General features: G+C 40.8%; 16 protein-coding genes, 1 tRNA gene, 1 pseudogene and 1 riboswitch. Of the genes and pseudogenes, 8 read left to right on the forward strand and 10 right to left on the reverse strand.

Going from position 1 to position 17,605, the window contains the following annotated elements:
* Positions 1–2: 2 nt before the first annotated feature.
* Positions 3–92: riboswitch (TPP riboswitch) on the forward strand.
* A 140-nt stretch (positions 93–232) separates the two neighbouring features.
* From IE039_RS01975 to IE039_RS08480, 5 genes and pseudogenes are all read left to right on the forward strand, one after another.
* Complete coding sequence (locus tag IE039_RS01975; protein WP_010004359.1) at positions 233–814, forward strand: ECF transporter S component; 582 nt, start codon at positions 233–235, stop codon at positions 812–814.
* Positions 807–2,216, forward strand: coding sequence for an ABC transporter ATP-binding protein (locus IE039_RS01980; protein WP_189428647.1), 1,410 nt, complete (start codon positions 807–809; stop codon positions 2,214–2,216). Before IE039_RS01975 ends, IE039_RS01980 begins: the two co-directional genes overlap by 8 nt.
* Positions 2,213–2,875 (forward strand): energy-coupling factor transporter transmembrane component T family protein, encoded by a 663-nt coding sequence (locus IE039_RS01985; protein ID WP_010004358.1) that lies wholly within the window; start codon positions 2,213–2,215, stop codon positions 2,873–2,875. The genes IE039_RS01980 and IE039_RS01985 overlap by 4 nt, the downstream gene beginning before the upstream one ends.
* A gap of 64 nt (positions 2,876–2,939) precedes the next feature.
* Positions 2,940–3,164 (forward strand): annotated as a pseudogene (locus tag IE039_RS08475) (thiaminase II/PqqC family protein); the annotation flags it as partial.
* A gap of 92 nt (positions 3,165–3,256) precedes the next feature.
* Complete coding sequence (locus tag IE039_RS08480) at positions 3,257–3,442, forward strand: TenA family protein (protein WP_308426348.1); 186 nt, start codon at positions 3,257–3,259, stop codon at positions 3,440–3,442.
* A gap of 144 nt (positions 3,443–3,586) precedes the next feature.
* On the opposite strand, the gene IE039_RS01995 is transcribed toward IE039_RS08480, so the two are convergent.
* Positions 3,587–4,942: an MFS transporter gene (locus tag IE039_RS01995; protein WP_189428648.1), complete on the reverse strand. Its 1,356-nt coding sequence runs from the start codon at positions 4,940–4,942 to the stop codon at positions 3,587–3,589.
* A 153-nt stretch (positions 4,943–5,095) separates the two neighbouring features.
* On the opposite strand from IE039_RS01995, the gene IE039_RS02000 reads away from it, so the two are divergent.
* The gene (locus IE039_RS02000) at positions 5,096–6,055 is read left to right on the forward strand and encodes a Dyp-type peroxidase (RefSeq protein ID WP_010006019.1); all 960 of its coding nucleotides are present in this window, start codon (positions 5,096–5,098) and stop codon (positions 6,053–6,055) included.
* A gap of 21 nt (positions 6,056–6,076) precedes the next feature.
* Here IE039_RS02000 and IE039_RS02005 read toward each other — a convergent pair whose 3' ends face one another.
* Positions 6,077–8,161, reverse strand: coding sequence for a DNA topoisomerase (locus IE039_RS02005; RefSeq protein WP_189428649.1), 2,085 nt, complete (start codon positions 8,159–8,161; stop codon positions 6,077–6,079).
* 370 nt (positions 8,162–8,531) lie between these two features.
* On the opposite strand from IE039_RS02005, the gene IE039_RS02010 reads away from it, so the two are divergent.
* Positions 8,532–8,855 (forward strand): hypothetical protein, encoded by a 324-nt coding sequence (locus IE039_RS02010; protein ID WP_010002583.1) that lies wholly within the window; start codon positions 8,532–8,534, stop codon positions 8,853–8,855.
* Positions 8,856–8,948: 93 nt separating this feature from the next.
* A tRNA-Glu gene (locus IE039_RS02015) sits at positions 8,949–9,020 on the forward strand.
* Between the two features lie 63 nt (positions 9,021–9,083).
* Here IE039_RS02015 and IE039_RS02020 read toward each other — a convergent pair.
* From IE039_RS02020 to IE039_RS02045, 8 genes are all read right to left on the reverse strand, one after another.
* The gene (locus IE039_RS02020; RefSeq protein ID WP_189428650.1) at positions 9,084–9,356 is read right to left on the reverse strand and encodes a hypothetical protein; all 273 of its coding nucleotides are present in this window, start codon (positions 9,354–9,356) and stop codon (positions 9,084–9,086) included.
* A 253-nt stretch (positions 9,357–9,609) separates the two neighbouring features.
* Positions 9,610–9,792 carry a hypothetical protein gene (locus IE039_RS02025; protein ID WP_189428651.1) on the reverse strand — a complete coding sequence of 61 codons (183 nt, stop codon included), beginning with the start codon at positions 9,790–9,792 and terminating at the stop codon, positions 9,610–9,612.
* Positions 9,782–10,006, reverse strand: coding sequence for a hypothetical protein (locus IE039_RS08355; RefSeq protein ID WP_010005637.1), 225 nt, complete (start codon positions 10,004–10,006; stop codon positions 9,782–9,784). The genes IE039_RS02025 and IE039_RS08355 overlap by 11 nt, the downstream gene beginning before the upstream one ends.
* A gap of 59 nt (positions 10,007–10,065) precedes the next feature.
* Positions 10,066–10,230, reverse strand: coding sequence for a hypothetical protein (locus IE039_RS08360; RefSeq protein WP_010005638.1), 165 nt, complete (start codon positions 10,228–10,230; stop codon positions 10,066–10,068).
* 13 nt (positions 10,231–10,243) lie between these two features.
* On the reverse strand, positions 10,244–10,792 hold the full coding sequence (locus IE039_RS08365; RefSeq protein ID WP_010005639.1) for a hypothetical protein: 549 nt from the start codon (positions 10,790–10,792) through the stop codon (positions 10,244–10,246).
* Positions 10,793–10,886: 94 nt separating this feature from the next.
* Entirely contained in the window at positions 10,887–13,901 is a 3,015-nt protein-coding gene (locus tag IE039_RS02035; RefSeq protein ID WP_229782826.1) for a restriction endonuclease, read from the reverse strand.
* A gap of 102 nt (positions 13,902–14,003) precedes the next feature.
* The gene (locus tag IE039_RS02040; protein WP_010005641.1) at positions 14,004–16,697 is read right to left on the reverse strand and encodes a TrlF family AAA-like ATPase; all 2,694 of its coding nucleotides are present in this window, start codon (positions 16,695–16,697) and stop codon (positions 14,004–14,006) included.
* Positions 16,697–17,401, reverse strand: coding sequence for a DNA methyltransferase (locus tag IE039_RS02045; RefSeq protein WP_010005642.1), 705 nt, complete (start codon positions 17,399–17,401; stop codon positions 16,697–16,699). Before IE039_RS02045 ends, IE039_RS02040 begins: the two co-directional genes overlap by 1 nt.
* Positions 17,402–17,605: the final 204 nt, after the last annotated feature.

Consider the following 17,605-nt stretch of genomic DNA (forward strand, 5'->3'; position numbering starts at 1 on the left):
TATTTAACAATCTGGGGTGCCATTTGGCTGAGAAACACCCATTGAACCTGATCTGGTTAGTACCAGCGAAGGGAGCATTGCGCTTTAGTGTGTCTTTAAGTAAACGCATGGTTCATAAAAAGCCAGGCGTTTTTTTGTTGGCCAAAATTTGGCCGTTATCCGACACATCAAAACTGCACCGTGCCAGACATAAGATACAAAACTACAAAAATTTTATGGAGGCATATTCATTATGCAAACGATTTCAAATTCTAAACGGTCACACTGGGCGTTACGCGATGTGTTACTGCTGGCTTTTGTCGCAGTCTTCATCGGCTTTATTTTCTGGATACTTGGCCCCGTCTATAATATCCTTGCGGCTGCTTTGACACCGTTAGGGTTGGCCCCCTTTGCCAATGATCTGTTGATTGGTGGCTGGATGATGGCAGCACCTTTAGCGAGTGTGTTAATCCGTCAAGCCGGTGCGGGGGTATTGGGTGAATTATTTGCGGCTACCGTTGAAATGTTAATTGGTGGCCAATGGGGCGTGTCCACACTACTGTCAGGCCTTGTTCAAGGTGTTGGTAGTGAAGCTGGTTTTGCGCTTCTCGGTTATAAAGATTGGCATTGGCGCGGTATTTTCGCTTCTGCCGTTACCGGCACCATTGTGACTTTCATTTGGTCACTCTTCCGTGACGGTTACGCCTCATACCATATTGGCCTACTTGTAGCCTTGTTCTTGACACGTTTTGTGTCACTCCTCTTCTTTGGTGGTGTCTTAGTCGTTGCCATCCAAAAACTGATTGAAAAAGCTGGTATCTTACGTCGTGACTGATCTCATTATCCAACAAGTTAATTTTGCCTACGCTGATGTACCGGTTCTTAAGGACGTGTCGTTAACGTTACAACCTGGTAGCTTGAATTTACTTGTCGGCCCAAGTGGTAGTGGTAAATCAACCCTGCTTAAACTCCTGGCCGGTCTTTATCCAACCTTTAGTGGCGGTGAATTGACGGGCACATTGACTTTGGACGGCTATGCTGTACATGATATTGTGCCTTTTCAGCGGGTAGCATATATTGGTTATCTCTTCCAAAATCCCACCCGTCAATTTGTCATGAAGACACCGTTTGAAGAACTGCGTTTTAGCCTAGAAAATCTCCAGGTTGCGCCTGAAGACATCACGCCACGCATCGAAGCTGCCCTGACCCGCGTGGGCATGCGTGACTTCATGTGGCATGACTTAATGACCTTGTCCGGTGGTGAAAAACAAAAGGTGGCATTGGCCGCAGTCCTCGCAGCAGACAGTCATTTCTTACTCCTTGATGAGCCGTTTGCTAACGTGGATCCCACGTCGCGACTGCAATTGATTCAGTTGATCAAATCCTATCAACAAGCTGGCAAAACGATTTTAATTGCGGATCATGATTGGAGCGGTTACGCTGACGTTATCGATGATGTTTTCGTGATGGCTGATGGGGGATTGAACACCGCATCAGCTGACGAAAAAACAACGATTTTGTCCCAATTGCCCACCCAACCCACCGTTCACACCACCCAACCAGACGCTGTGATTGGCGACTTGGTGTTAGATCAAGTCACCCTCACCAATGGTGATCGCCTCTTACTTTCTGAAACATCACTCGCGATTCCCAAGGCCAAACGCACACTGATTACTGGGCCAAATGGTGTTGGTAAGTCAACCTTATTTTCGGCTTTGGTGAAGCTTTACCCTTACGGTGGTGATATGTTGTACCAAAACCAATCACTCGCTAAACGTCGCATTGCACAACACGTTCGCGATGTCGCCCTTGTTTTCCAAAATGCCGAGCAGCAATTTGTCGCAATGACAATGGCAGAAGAATTGGCACAAGCACAGCAAATGAGCCGTTTCCCAGAAATTTGGACAGCCGATTTGCTCAATGACATCTTGGTACAGCTGAATTTGAGTCATGTGCGTGAGCACATCGTTTACCAATTATCTGGTGGGCAACAAAAAAAACTGCAAGTATTGCTCATGCTCATGACTGGCACGCCGGTTTTGTTATTTGATGAACCCTTGGCTGGCTTGGACAGTGCGTCACAGGCACAACTGTTAGCTGTCATCGCTGACATGACCACCAAGCAAAACCAAACCGTGATGATGATTAGCCATCAATTACACGCAGTAACGGATTGGTTTGACTACCACTTAGTATTTGAAGACCAGCAACTAACTTTTCGAGGTGACGCATCATGAATCCACTGATAAAATTTGGCGTGATTATGGTCATTGCCTTGGAATTAACCTTCACTAAAAGTGTAACGGTTAATCTTATCGTCATCGGTGTGAGTGCCTTGTTATACCTGATTTTGCATTTATGTTGGCAACAATGGTTATGGCTGTGCTTACTACCTGCCCTGCCAGGCCTTGGCTCTTGGTTCTCTCTGATGTACTTTGGTACCGGTGATCATGTCCACATGGCTTGGGTAATGCTATCCCGTGTGTACGCTTATCTCTGGCTGGGTGGTTTGTTCACGCTAAAGCTCAATGATGAATGCGACATTTTCTTAGCCACCCTTGAGCAACGTGCGCACTTGAGCCCCACCTTTGTTTATGCCTTGGTTGGTGTATTGAATTTTATGCCTGCGGTGAAGCAACAAATTAAAACGATTCGCGTGGCCGCTCAAATGCGTGGCATGACATTGCACGTTTGGGATCCTCAACTGTATTTTAAAGCCATTTTGTCTGCCATTCGTTGGTCACAGAGTTTGGCTGAGGGGATGGTCAGTCACGGCTTTACTGAAGGCGCGCAACGTACCCATCTTGAGACCGTCACGATTAACCGACGCGATTGGCTCATTGCTTTATGCATTCTGATCATTTTCCAACTACTATTGTTACCCCGTTGGTATTAAGGAGATTGTTATGACCTTTTCACAAGCGCTCTTAGAACGCGCCCAGCCCATGATGAATGCCATTATGGTACACCCATTCGTTCAAGCCATCGCAGCTGGTACCGTACCAAATGACGTATTGAATTATTATGTGGAACAAGACGAGCATTATCTGAAAGATTATTTGCAAGTGACCGCCTTGACGATTACCAAAACCGATAATGTTGACGATATTAATCAACTGTTGACCACTGCCCAATTTGTTCAAAATGAATCGCGCGCACATCAAGTGATGCTGGAAATTACCGGCCATACCATTGAAAATTGGCGACGCGAACCGGAAACAAAGCGTTATACGGATCATAGTATGCATCGGCTTACCATGGTACTTACGCTGATGCCCTGGCAGCCCTTCTCCCTTGCGCGTGGAGTTATGCAGTCATTGGTGAGCAACTCGTTGACCAAGGTGCCAATAACGCCGACAACCCACTTAAAGAGTGGATCGAATTATATGCACCGCAGATGGCACCAGATACACCGGATTACAACGCTTGGCGTTTTGAAGCGTTAGATCGAGCGGTAGCGTAACTCACACCAACACAGCTTGAACACGTTGCCCAAACGTTCCTGTTCAGTTTAGAAATGGAATGGCGCTTCTGGGAAGCAGCCTGGCAACAAACCCACTGGCAATTCGAATTCTAATCAAAAAGCAGATCAATTGATCTGCTTTTTTTAGTCACCTTCATGGCGTTTTAATTGTGTTGCCAATAACACACCAGCCACTGGTACCAAGATAAACCAGGCGGATGTGCGCGATAATGCTTGGCCAATCGTCACCGTGGTGTTGAAGTGACTAATCAACAGTGTCGCCACGACCACGCTGGCTGCACCAATGACTTGACGCATGGTCGTAATTAGCGCAGTGCCATGACTCACCAATGACTCAGGGAGAACATTGTTAGCCGCCGTCACCGCCGGCATCATCACAAAGGCATTCCCACCTTCCAGCAATAAGGCTGCCAATATGCCGACAACCCACGATTGTGTTCCAAATAACGCTAAGCCAGCATAGCCGACCATCATCATGGCCATGCCAATGTACACCAACTTTTTCAAACCAATTTGGTTCAGTAACCGACCAGTACGTGGATTCAACTGACTTAAAAATACCGCAGCGGGCACCATCAACAACCCCGACCACATCGGTGTGATGTTGAAAACGCGTTGATAGAATAAGGGCATGATCACCGTGGCGATAATCAAGCCAGAATATGAAATACCCGTTAGCAACAAACCTGGAATATATCCGCGATACCGGAGTACTGATAGGTCTAAAAAGGGTTGTGCTAATTGACGTTGCCGAATAACAAACAATGTCAGCAGGCAAAAACTTCCCAGCAAAATAGCCCACCATAGCCAATTCATACCCAGCGTCTCAATGCTTGAAATCGCATACAAAACCCCACCAAAACCAATTAAACTCAGCGCTGACAGCCAGTCGAAGCGTGACGGCTGCATAACATGCGTGTTTTGAATCAAGGGTTGTCCAAACGCAATCAAGCCTAATAAAATGACAAAAAAGAGCACAAATAACGCACGCCAAGAAACCTCTTGGAGGACGACACCGGAAATAATTGGTCCCACGGCCAAAGCTGATCCCATGACTAAGCCGACAACTCCCATGGTCACGCCACGCTGAGCCGTTGCGGTATTTTCCAAAATGACACTTTGAAAAGTTGGAAACAACGCACCGACAGCTAACCCTTCTAGCAAGCGTCCGATAATAATACCTTCAAACCGTGTCGCCAACATGGCCACCGCTGTCCCCGTCAAAAAAACAGCGACAATCCCATTTAACAACGTCCGCAACGTGACATTATTCAATAACCACGGACTCACCGGCATAACGAGGGTCATCGCCACCATAAATCCCGTCGTTAACCACTGAACCGTCCCTGCATCCACTTGAAAGTTACGCATTAAAACGGGATATGCCGTCGTCATCGTCGATTGACTAATTGACATGGTAAAGGCAATTGCCAGTAATATAATGGCAAAAGGTGTTAATTGTCGGATGTTTTTAAACATGTGTCCTACCTCATTTTTCAACTGTCGATTGTGTTGTTCTCATACTAAACTTTTTACCAAATTTAATCAAGTAAATTAGAATGATTCTTGATTAAGACATTAAAAAGGTGTATGCTGACTGTGAACATAAAGTCATTAATGGAGGACGTACAGATGCCTATTACCCCAACAAAAGCCCAAGATGTCTGGAAAGATGCTGGTGAACACGTACAATTCACTGTTTTAAAGCTCACGCGCGCCGATCAACAACAGGCCCAAGCTGCTATTCAAGCATTCGCGGATCGCTCACAAGCCATTATTCGCTCATTGCGAATTCGTGATTCGCATTTATCAGCTGCTTCTGGTTTAAAAGTCGCCTTTGGTTTTAGCCGTGAAGCGTGGGTTTACCTTTTCCCAAATGCACCAATCCCAGCCGAATTGGAAACTTATCAGACTTTAACTGGCCCAAATTATAGTATGCCAGCGAGTGAAGGTGATTTATTCTTCCACATTCGCGCCAGCAACGAAGCGGTTGTTTATGAAGCGCAGACCCAATTTATGCGTTTCTTAAAGGACTTTACCACTGTCGTCGATGAAACCAAGGGATTCCGTTACTTTGAAGGTCGTGCTATTATTGGCTTTATCGACGGCACTGAAGCCCCTGCGGTCGAAGATGCGGCCGAATATGCCATTATTGGTGATGAAGATCCGCAATTTATCAATGGTTCCTACGCCTTTGCACAAAAGTGGCGGCATAATATGGACTTTTGGCACCACTTAACCACTGAAGAACAAGAAAAAGCTGTCGGTCGGGAAAAGTTTTCCGATATTGAATTAGATGACGACGACAAGTATCCAAATGCGCATAATATTGCCTCAAAATTTGAACCTGACGGGGTTGAACAAAAGATTATTCGGATGAATGTCCCTTATTCTGACCCTGCTTCGGGCAATACCGGCACTTATTTTATGGGCTATGCCCGTCATTGGACTGTGACAAAAGGCATGTTACAAAATATGCTCGATCAATCTGACTTTTTGCTACAGTTTTCTGACATTCTGTCTGGCCAACTCTTCTTCATTCCGTCACGTGATTTATTAGCAGCCATCGCCGATGGTGAATTCCAAGACTAAAAAAAGCCTGATCTCATGAGATCAGGCTTTTTTGGGCTTTGGTTTTAATTTAAAGCCGTAAAATGTGCTGCCTTTATAAGTTTGCTTTGCTAATTTACCGGTTGCAGTATACGGCTTGCCGCGTTTTGATTTGGCTTCAAAGCTAATTTCTGCCCCGCTCAACAGCTTGGTCAGTTCATCATCTGTAAAGACATGCCCACTCCATTCTTTGGCAAACGTGATTTCTTCACCTTTGAACGTGGCAGTCATTTTCTCGCTCACTTTGCGCTTTGGTACAGGCTTGGGTTGCCCTAACCGCGCGGTTAATTGTTCCGCATTGGCTAACATGATTGGCATATCATGGATCACCACTTGGGTCACGGATTCGAGTAACTTTGGCATGGTCATCTCAAATTGCCCGACCTGATCCATCATTTCAAATAGCCGTTTAGTGATTTTCGGTGACGCAATCCAAGTATCTTTCACCATCACCGCGGACACGTTGCCTGTTTCGGTAAGCGTCAATTTCCCCCGTGTTTCCTTAATCATGGCTTTGGTGCCTTTGCTCATGTCAGATAAAGTTGAGACGCGGGTCGCCCCTGTCCCCACGTTATGCTTCTCCAAAAAAGCCATGATCCATTTCGTCGTTGGCGCTTGCGGCTTCTTGTTCGCACCTTCGTGCAAATAAGGTTGCGCCAGTGGCCCTAACTGGCCACTCGCCACGTCCTCTTCGGCATCTTCTTCAACTTTTGTAGCACGTTGGGCATCATAGACTGCTTTGAAATTTAACGCAATCGGCACGTTATACGCCGTTTTAAAGTCTGGGTAGTCCGCCAGATTAGCAGTTACATGATCATAAACGTAGTCCTCAGCCAACATTGCCAAATAATTCTTGGCAATCACTTCATAAATGGCTGAGGCACTAGGCCCAAATTTGGCCAAACTGGCTAACGTTGTCGGGACGTTTTCCCCTGGTCGGTTGGCCCCGTGGGCGCCTTTGGCTTTCACATGGGTTGGCCGTGGTTGCCGATGGGTGAGCAAACTTGTATCGACTTGGACCACTTGGGCAATTTGATCAATTTTTGGCAACAATTCATTAAATTGCTCTGGTGTGACCGTCTTATCTTCCGTTCGTGGATAAGACACCACTTGGGCTTCATACATTTTTTGATACGTGCCCAGCACCTCTTGGGCAGAAAAGCCACGCGGTGCCAAAATGGCGGCTAAGCCAGCCAAATCTAACAATTTTCCTGGGGCTTGCGTTCGTGTCTGGTGTTTTTCATTGACGACCGCACTCTCATGATATTGGGCTAAATCTTGTTGCGCAGCCGTCTTTGTTGGAAAGCGCCAAGGGATCACATCCCCTTCTGGGGTGACTCGACCAAACACGTGGCCGGCGGGATCTTTGAACTTTACCTCAAAATACGGCTTTTTAACATAATTTTTAATCGCTTCTAGTTGCGCATAGATTTGCCAGACAATGACTGACTTTAGTCGCCCTTGCCGCGCGACCACCTTAAAACCTTGTTTTTTAGCCGCGGTGGTCGCGATACGAGTGAGTTGCATCGAGGCAAAATCCCAACGGTTGCGACTTTCACCTTTAATATAGTCGCCATCTTGTTGCTTATCGGACACGTCGCGAAGCTGCGTCATCGCGGCTTGAATGCCTTTGACGGACTCATCCATAAAGTTCGCCCGCAGGACTTGACCGCGCCACTTGATGGCGTCTAACGCTTCCCAAGCCAACAACTCGCCTTCACCCGACGGGTCCGTGTCGGTGGCGATGACAATGGCATCATAGCCGTTTTTAGTTTCTTTTTTTAAATCATCGACCAATTGTTTCGTCGTTTCAATTTTCCCCGTGCGGAAATTGCGTTGCCGAATGTAGGTGCGTTCCCATGAAAAGTCAGCCAGATCCCAAGGCAAATGCTTGATGAGCCAAGATTTGTAGCGCGGCTTCAATTCATCAGCAACCATCGCCTCGGGCTCTTTTAGGGTCATCACATGACCACGTAAATTGGTAATTTTATAGTTAAATTGGTTAAATGTGCCAGTTTGGCCACCCAATGCTTTGACAAAGTTAGCGGCAGCGGATGGCTTTTCCGTGAGTATCAGGTAATTGGGCATGCGTTGTCAGTTGCCTTTCATTTACTTACCTTACTATTTTACCAGATTTAACTTCAGCGTTAGTTAGGTTGTGGTGGCTAGCTTGCTAACAACGCACGTAACAGAAACGGACTAAATGAAAATGAAGAAATGTCATACTAGCCTCTTAGTTGACAACATCTTTTCGCTTGTGATACACTACTTGCAACAATTAAATCACGTGTTATATCGAGAGCTAGTGAGTGATTACACACTTTGACCTAGCAGCAACCTACCTTTTGGCAAGGTGCTCCACTGTAATTGGATATACGTCACTTTTAAACGTGTTCGTATATCGAGCACGTTTTTTATTTGTTTAACTAGTCCTTTGGACGTTAAACAGGAGCAATAAATGACAACACTAACCTTAGACGCAGCGCTGCGCCAGCAAGCTTTGACCCAACTTGGGATTGCAAAAGTCCTGACGATGCCTGATGTCACCCCAACTGATCTCGTGCTGATGGCCCAAGCCACGCAAGATCCTGAACTACTCACCCAAATCCAACAGGTTGCCGAGTCACAAGCACACAACTTCATCAAGCGTTATCAAGCGATACAACATGCCAACGGTTTCGCCGCTAATCGTGGCCGTCAGCAGTTCAAAGCACAATTAAGCAAACTCCTGCCACTCCTCCCCGAGACGCAACAGCTGGCTATTCAAAAAATTTGCCATTAATTCAAAAAAATCGTAAAAAACGCTTGACGTCTGCCGTGAAACTTGTTATGATACTATATGTTGTTTGATAGTAATTCAGACATCACTGACCATGGCTCGTTGGTCAAGTGGCTAAGACGCTGCCCTTTCACGGCGGAATCGAGAGTTCGATTCTCTCACGAGCTATATCAAGTCGCAACTTCTATTGCGGCTTTTTATGTTGTTTTAAACGTCATAAAAACGCCAAACCTAGTTTTTTAGGTTTGGCGCTTTTTCATATTTTCTATCTTTGCTTAGTGTCAATAAACCTACAACGATAAATGACATTGGGAATATCAAAACCGGCAGTACAAAAGGATGACTCATCGTCAGCAATGTATAACTGAACAACATAATCCCAGTGCCAAGAATTAGCCACCCACGATAGGGATAAATCGCCTGCATCGGTTTCGTATTTTTAAGTAAATTGCCCAAAATTGTTGCGAAAGTAAATAATATTAGTGGCCATACTAACTGTGTCATCACAACTCCCCGTCAATAGCAACAATAAAAGCTAATCGTTTTTTCGTGTCAATATCGGCTCTATTATAACATTTGTAATTTTTTAACAAGTGGTGGCGCACTATTCTCATATTTTAAGTTGCTCCCTTAAAATCGTATGAAACTTAACTTTCACAACGATAATTTTTGTTTCTTTTGAAAATATAATAAACCCCCATAAGTTATATTCACGCCAACTTATGGGGGTACGTTTAGAACGAATTGTTTCTACTTTTTATTTTAACAATTTTTTGATACTACCAGCTGCTAAAATAACCAAACCACCCGCGGCTACGGCTGTCTTGACTGATTTTTCTGTCAAATCTTTGCTTTGTCTTTTATGTTCACCACAAAATATGGATTTTTTATCGTAAACTTCTTTCTTACATTTCGGCCAAGAACATACTTTACTTGCCATACTCGTCACCAATATCGCTTTCAATTTTTTTATTTTCCACATTAGTTAGTAGTTTATCAATTTTGATCGAAATATTCTGGGAAATATCATTAAATCGTCCCTCATTCCCAGAATGCGCATTATCTATACGCCATGCTACTGATTTGCCTGTTTCTTCAACTTTCTTGAGTAGTGTTTGATCAAGAAAAGCTTGGTAATTTGCTAGCGTAGCCATCAGCGCATGTTTTTCACCTATTGCGCTATATGCAACTAAGTTTAGTTGTACCGAAGCATTTAAATATCCGATTGATTTTGTAAAAAATTGTCAATCCGCTTTGCTTCCTTTGCTTTGATACTCATATCAGTAAAAGCATTGGCATCCTCACGAACTGAAAACATCAATTTTGCGATAGTATCATTATTGGTTTTAATCGCTGTAATAAATAATTCTTTTTTCAAATCATCATCATCACTAGCTAGCTAGTGCTTCAACCACAAGCTGCCGCGCACTAAAGTATCCTGCAAAACGAGCATTATATTGCCCTTGCTCTACGCGACTAATTAATCTATTCAAACCTTCTATTTGCTCTGTAATATCAGCCAGTTGTCCTTGAATAGCTGACATTTCAGGTAAGTTACCAAGATTATCTACGGTTTTCTTATCTAAACTAACTAAACTATGTGCCTTCCCAGTCTTAGTATTTTTAAGTACCCCAAACATGTCGCCAGAACTTTTCTTAATACCTAACGATAGTTTTCCAGTTGCGATTTTTTTCTTAATAGCATCCGAAAAACGGGCAACATATTCAACCTTATCTTCCTGAAGTGAAGACTGTATTAACTTAGTTACCGAAACATTAGAAAGCAATTCTTTGCTTAATCGTGTTTCAATGGACTGCTCAGCCACTTTCTGAAGCGGCACCAGCGAGTATGGGCCAAAATCGTAATTATATAGTGCCTTATTTGTCACATCAATCACTAATGCTGAATCATTTGGAATTGTTATTTCAAATTCGTTCATTTACTTTCCTACCTAACAATCTCGCTGTCAATCATTTGTTTCTCAAATAATTCAGACAGTATAACTAACGTCAAAATGATTTTCTTTAATATAATTACTTGTTCAATTTCTCCATCAGTTTATCATATGAATCAACAACATCATGGATAACTTCTTGATTAGAAATTGCGGCAAAATGTTTTCTTGCAATCTTAATTTTTGCTTCTTCTACGCCCTTAAGTGTCATTTCAATATTTTCTGAAACGCCTTTAGTTTCGGCCACAAAATAGACATGCTTCTGATCTGGTTCATTTAATACAATTGCCCAATCTGGATTATAATGTCCCATTGGCGTATTAATGTAAAAGCCACCAGGCAGTTTGACGTATAATTCAACATTAGACTCAACATCTAATTCCTCTGCAAACCGCTTCTCAATCTCTGAATCATAACGTACTTTATCATATAGATGCTTCTTTGCATCATATACATCTTTGCCCATGATGCCAGAAATTGTTGTGTCTGCAAAAATCGCATCTTCATTCCAAACCTCATCTAACTTGTTATAAGTAATATGAGCCACGATATTTTGAACCTTAACATCATTAATAATGTTGCTGACATTCATAATAAAACTTTCTGGATTAGTCTGGTATTTTGCAAATTGTTGTGGATGAATCTGTGATAATATTGCTGCAATTGTCTTACGGAGAAGACCAGCATTTTCAGCTATTTCTCCCAACAAATCATATTTAACTGAATTGCTTGGTTTGGCAATGTACTCAGCATGTTTTTCATTAACCGTGAACTTAGAACCTTGATCTGTAGCACTCAAAGACCCCAAAGTCACTGTCGCCTTTAGCGCTGTGACTTCTAATTGTTCATTAATCCGTTTTACTGCTGCTGCAATTATCTCATCATCATCAAAGTCAACTGTATAAAAAGTCTTCCGATTAATTCTAGACCACAATTCTTTAAATTCTCGACTCGCGTATTTTTCTCTATCTAATTTAAGGGCTACGCGACGTCGGCTATCATCTACAATCGACACACTAGGATCATACACACTTTCAATCAACGCATTAATTGCGGCAGCATAAGGTTGATAGTCTGTATCTAGCGCTTCACGAACCATCACTACTTTTTCTTCACGTGATAATAATTTAAAATCATCAGTCGTTTGCTTCTCTTTGGTAATAATTTTAGCCGCTTTAAGACTCGCCCAAATATCAGCGGCTTCATCATCATCGACGACCATTTGTGCCGTTATTTTGCCATTCACATCAACTGCCGTCAATTCACGACCGTTAAATAGCGCCACATTAATTTGTTTTGGTCTATTTTTAATGGCCTCTGCTAACTCAGATTGTAACTCTTTGGCAAAGTTCTCATAACTTTCATTTGCAATAACTGTCAAAGTATTAACTTGTTGAACTTCTTGTTCACCCAGTACTTGTGCATCTTGCCGTTCACCATTTTGATTAACTGATAATCGTAAACCACGACCAATTTCTTGACGCTTTTTGATATCTGACGAACTTTGTCGCAATGTGGCAATCTGGAACACATTAGGATTATCCCAACCCTCTTTCAAAGCAGAGTGTGAAAAAATAAAACGAACTGGTTCTTCAAAAGAGAGCAATCGTTCTTTATTTTTCATAATCAAATCATAGGCTGAAATATCATCACTGGCTTCAGCGCCTCGCTTGACTTTACTATCTACTGCATGACCTTTTTTATCAACAGAAAAATAACCAGCATGAACTTGTTCCGGTGTATCAAGTTCTCGACGTAAGTATTCTCTATATTCACCATCAAGATCAAGTGTATTTGTCAAATAATCACGAACAATTGATTCATATTCTTCTTCAAAAATACGTGCAAATGTACCTTTTGTATCATCGCGATCGTAATCCTTATACTTGGCTACTTCATCAATGAAGAATAGCGATAGTGTTTTAATACCACGCTTAAATAGTTCTGTTTCTTTTTCAAGATGTGAATTAATGGTTTCGCGAATTTGAATTCGGCGTAAATCATCCTCGCTATCATTACCCACAACTTCACCAACATGTAATTTTAAACCATTTGTAAAAGTAACGAACTGATCAACAGCATTAACCTCTGCAATCACAAATCCACTGCGATAACTTTCCACTTCGCCGGAATGGCGATAAATATTATCTCCAACGTCAAGTAACCTCGAAGTCTTAACGACTTTTCCATTATTATTAATCGTTTCAAAATGTACCCGAACTTTTAAGGTTGGTTTTTCATTAATACGTTCAATATACAAATACCCACTTGAAGCATTTGAACCCGATATTTCAATTCCCTTCACACTAATTCGTTTGACCAACTGCTTTTGATAGGCATCAACGGCATCTAATCGATACACCATGTTGTAATTGTCACGGTGAGTTGCTGAATAGTTGATGAAAAATAATGGGTTGAACTTCGCTAAGCCAACTCGTATCGCGTTTAATTCAGCTTTTGAACCACTACCCAACACTGATTGTGGTTCATCGATAATCATAATCGGATTAGTTGAGGCAATTACATCAATTGGTCGTCGGCCACGGAATTGATCTAGCACCATATCAATACGACGTGCATCTGCACCACGTGCATTAAAAGCTTGCGTGTTCACAATCATTACATTGATACCAGCATCACTGGCAAACGCCTCGATCTTATCGAGCTGTGTAGAATTATAGACAAAGGGACGAATGGCGACACCGTACCCTGTCTTAAAATGTTCAGCAGTAGACTCAAAAGTTTTCGCCACCCCCTCACGAATAGCGATACTTGGCACAACAATAATGAACTTCGACCAGCCGTATTGCTTGTATAACTCAAACATTGTCTTAATGTAGGTGTAGGTTTTTCCAGTTCCCGTTTCCATTTCGACAGTCAACGTGAGACTTTCACGTGAATTATCTACCTTGGTTACTTTATCTTTGCCACCGATTGCCATTTTGACGAGTCTATTATCTGTTAGTAATCCGTTTTCTTTTTGGACTGATTTAATATTATTTAAAATATCTGTATCCGATAATGCGATTGGTGCATTCTTGAATCCAGTATTCAGCACATCTAAGGCTACACGCTGATCATTACCGATATCCATTAGATACGATACATCATTTTGTTTTGTTTGACCAACAAAATACTGATCTAACCGCATCAACTGCGTCTAGTTGAAATTGTTGGTGTTTGTATTGGAGTTTCATTATAATGATACCTCTGACGTATACTTATCTTCACGTTTTTTAAACGCTTCTTTACCACCCTCTAAAATCTCAACGACATGTTCTCGAATACCTTTTTTATTAAGTACAGCAGTAGCTGAATTATCAATAAACGTATTTTCCAATGCACCATTTACATAACTAAATTGGATTTCATCTTCGTTAGGCTCGTTTAATGAATGTTGATTAGCTACTATAACATTTTCTGAATCAGCACCAACAACTACATTAGGATTATGTGTTACCAAAATAATTTGTCGTTCTTTTTTCTTAGTCTTTAAATATCGCGTTAACTCTTGATATATTGATCGATTGTCTAAACTATCTTCAGGTTGATCAATAATAACAGGTTTTTTATCTTGACTAAATTCTAAAATCAAAGTCAAAATAACAAATGCTTTTTTCCCTTGAGACATTTTTGAAAAATCATCATTTTCATATTTTAAAATGTAGTTTAGCGTAGTCCAATTTTGAGAAAATAAATCTCGAATAAATTCATCAAATTTTTTTCCTTGATTAAACACCAAATTTTCACGCTTAAAAATATTGCTAACAGTTTCATCTCGGTTATTCTTAAATTCTTGAATAAACTGCATATTCGATACGTTATTACTACGCAAATAACTAATTTTATCTTCAAATGAAACATCAGAAAAATCTATCGTAATCTCAATATTTCCATTATTAGGTTTTGCTTTAAACGAATCTTTTAGGTCATCTTGAAATTTCTTAAACTTTGAATATTGCTCCAAAATTTGATTTTCCTTCTCACTCTTTTGTCTCTGAAGATCATGCTTATCAGATTCAAATTTTTGAAAAGCCTCTAATTTAGCCTTTTCTATTTTCTGTTGTTCCGACAAACTCTCTAATATTTGACTCTTTTCAATATTAGACTTCCCGTTTACATATTCTTCAGAACAGAGAACTTTATCAGCGCTTTGTTTGTATTCAGATAACTTTTGCGTTTGTTTTTCTTCCAACTCTCTTAATTTAGTTTGCCATTTTTCATTAACTTCTCGTTCTAATTCTTTAATAAATACTGATAATTCGTTATTATAATCGTTGTCATCACTTTGAGGAACATTCACATTTAACGAAATTTTTTCATTTTTTCGTGCAAGTATATTCCTCAAATTTCCCTTTATCAATCTATACTTATTTTCAAAATTTTGCCAATTACTATATGCTTGTTGATACTCTTCTTGTTCTTCAACACTAAAATTAACTTTTGCAGACTGATCCTTAATCGCGTCATTAAGGCTACTTAGTTGCCGCTCAATTCCAGACTTATCACCTTCTGGAGCCTCCAATTCAGATAATCTGTTATTAAGTGTTTCCCACTCCTCAATTAGTTTGTGAATAGATGGCTGATTCTCCAGTACTTTTTTTTCATAATCTAATATATTTTGATAATTGTTTTCATCTGTTTTAATCGTTGAACGGATCAAAGCATTTCTATCATCATCATTTTCAGCAAGCTTAATCATATAATCCTGAGGAATAAACTCGATGTCCCTTGTAGCATCAGGCTCATTTTTATCTTGCCAATATACTTTGAAATCAGAATCATTAAACGTATGCATCCATTGCCCAGTAGCTTCATCTCGTTCTTCAAACAATGGATTTTTGAGTGTCTTAGCTAGTGTATTAGTTAAGGTCGATTTACCGTTTGAACGGCCACCAATTATAGTATTCAAGTTTGGATTTAGAAATACGCTGATAGATTTATCTTGCCCTTTTACTTTTTGATTAAATGTTACATGGTCAATAACTAAATATGGACTTTTAAGTTCTGGATACTCTTGAGAAATGGCCACTCTGTTTTCTGGTTCAAACAGAATTTGTCGTAATCCTTCAAATGTTGTATCTGCTTTAATCCATGAATATCCATCACCGATACCATTCGTTTCCCCACTTTTCTCAAGCATATGGGCATCACTTTCTTTAACGATAGCTTTTTTATCGGCATCTTCATATCTAACTGCTTGTTTAAATGTACCGTCAGCTTCCATTCGTCGGTTTAAGAAATAATCTTTTGACTGTACATCGCCAAAAAGGAAATCTGACATCTTATCTAACTCATCTGACAGTGGTCCATTGCGTAAAGAACCGTTTACCTTACCTTTTTCAATATTAGGCCGGATTCCACCATGACCACCTGCAGCAAATACTATAAGATATGGCTTTTCACTACCAAAATTCTCGCTCAATTTTTTCGATATTTCATGACGATCAATCGTTGCACTTTGATAATCTTGCTCTGTCTGCAACTCAGTTATTTTTTTATGTGTGCCGTACTTGGTGGTTTGGGTTAACTCAAGCGATTCAACAAAACTCTTCACTTTAGACTCACTCAATCGGTTGTCAAAAATCAAATGTACATTTACATGACCGGCCGGATCGTCACTAACATTCTCATTCAGTCTAAACTCAACATTTACGAAAAACACTTTATTAGAGTCTGGAAATTTGGATTTAAATTGATTAATCGTTTCAAATTGTGTATTCACATTAAAATAGTCTGTGATTCCGAACACTGCAACATCTGAATCTTCTATTTTTTGTAAATAAGCATCAACATCATCTCCAAACTGATTATTCATTTTGGTTCCAAAAGAGTGCATATGCAGATCCCACTTTCGCCATTCGGAACCACGATAATTTTGTTTATTCATTAAATCACCTTCACTTTCGTATCTGGAGATAGAATCCGGAATTGTTCAAGTACATTAACCTTTTGTGCAGACTTTTCAAAAGCGGCTTCTCTAAATACAGCAATCAATGGCTGCTTCTTGGCAATCTGACGTGTAAGGTCATCAGTTAAATGGTCACCAAAGTACGCCAGTACACCGGATAATTCGCCAAAGTAATCATATGCGATGACTTCTTCATCCTCAATCATCAACTTTTCAATCTTACGATTATATTCAAACGCTCCGTCTACAAGTACTTCATATAGCAAATCAAAATCCGTCTGATTATCAACATGATAATCTACCAAATTCAAAAGTTGTATTTTATTCGTGTTGCTTGCTATTTTGAAAATATCTGAATTTGTTCCTGAATCGTCCACTTTTAATGCTCGGAACCCACTGGTATCTCCTAACATTCCGGCTGCACGACGGATACGTTCACGTGAAATTTCATCAATGGTATTATATCCAACCCCTCTTGATTTAGAATCTATTGGTGTATTTTCATCTAAAGTTGCCATAATAAACTTACGATTACCATTGTCTTCCCGATTAAGCTGCATAACTGCATCGGCAGTCGTACCTGAACCAGCAAAAAAGTCTAGTATGATTGAATTTTTTCTCTGAATTGTTGAAATTTCAATCAAGAATTTGATTAAACTTACTGGCTTTGAATACTCAAACATTCCTTCACCAATCAATTCATCAACTCAAATCTTACCCTCTTCAGACAAAAATTTCTGAATAGTGTATACTTTTGAAAAACTTTCATCCACTGGTTCATATTTCGCAACTAGACGCTTTCCATTCTTATACTCTTGGCAGATTGCAAGAAATAACTTGAACGAATTTAGTGACGTAGATTAAGTAAGAAGATCTCGATTGGTGTA

Source organism: Leuconostoc lactis KCTC 3528 = DSM 20202 (genome assembly GCF_014651235.1).
Classification (GTDB): domain Bacteria; phylum Bacillota; class Bacilli; order Lactobacillales; family Lactobacillaceae; genus Leuconostoc; species Leuconostoc lactis.

What these genes read in the sequence shown, in the direction of transcription:
- IE039_RS01975 (WP_010004359.1), top strand. Translation starts at nt 233, where the DNA reads ATGCAAACGATTTCAAATTCTAAACGGTCACACTGGGCGTTACGCGAT.
- IE039_RS01985 (WP_010004358.1), top strand. Translation starts at nt 2,213, where the DNA reads ATGAATCCACTGATAAAATTTGGCGTGATTATGGTCATTGCCTTGGAA.
- IE039_RS01995 (WP_189428648.1), bottom strand. Translation starts at nt 4,942, where the DNA reads ATGTTTAAAAACATCCGACAATTAACACCTTTTGCCATTATATTACTG.
- IE039_RS02000 (WP_010006019.1), top strand. Translation starts at nt 5,096, where the DNA reads ATGCCTATTACCCCAACAAAAGCCCAAGATGTCTGGAAAGATGCTGGT.
- IE039_RS02005 (WP_189428649.1), bottom strand. Translation starts at nt 8,161, where the DNA reads ATGCCCAATTACCTGATACTCACGGAAAAGCCATCCGCTGCCGCTAAC.
- IE039_RS02010 (WP_010002583.1), top strand. Translation starts at nt 8,532, where the DNA reads ATGACAACACTAACCTTAGACGCAGCGCTGCGCCAGCAAGCTTTGACC.
- IE039_RS02020 (WP_189428650.1), bottom strand. Translation starts at nt 9,356, where the DNA reads ATGACACAGTTAGTATGGCCACTAATATTATTTACTTTCGCAACAATT.
- IE039_RS02025 (WP_189428651.1), bottom strand. Translation starts at nt 9,792, where the DNA reads ATGGCAAGTAAAGTATGTTCTTGGCCGAAATGTAAGAAAGAAGTTTAC.
- IE039_RS08355 (WP_010005637.1), bottom strand. Translation starts at nt 10,006, where the DNA reads ATGGCTACGCTAGCAAATTACCAAGCTTTTCTTGATCAAACACTACTC.
- IE039_RS08365 (WP_010005639.1), bottom strand. Translation starts at nt 10,792, where the DNA reads ATGAACGAATTTGAAATAACAATTCCAAATGATTCAGCATTAGTGATT.
- IE039_RS02035 (WP_229782826.1), bottom strand. Translation starts at nt 13,901, where the DNA reads ATGGATATCGGTAATGATCAGCGTGTAGCCTTAGATGTGCTGAATACT.
- IE039_RS02040 (WP_010005641.1), bottom strand. Translation starts at nt 16,697, where the DNA reads ATGAATAAACAAAATTATCGTGGTTCCGAATGGCGAAAGTGGGATCTG.
- IE039_RS02045 (WP_010005642.1), bottom strand. Translation starts at nt 17,401, where the DNA reads ATGTTTGAGTATTCAAAGCCAGTAAGTTTAATCAAATTCTTGATTGAA.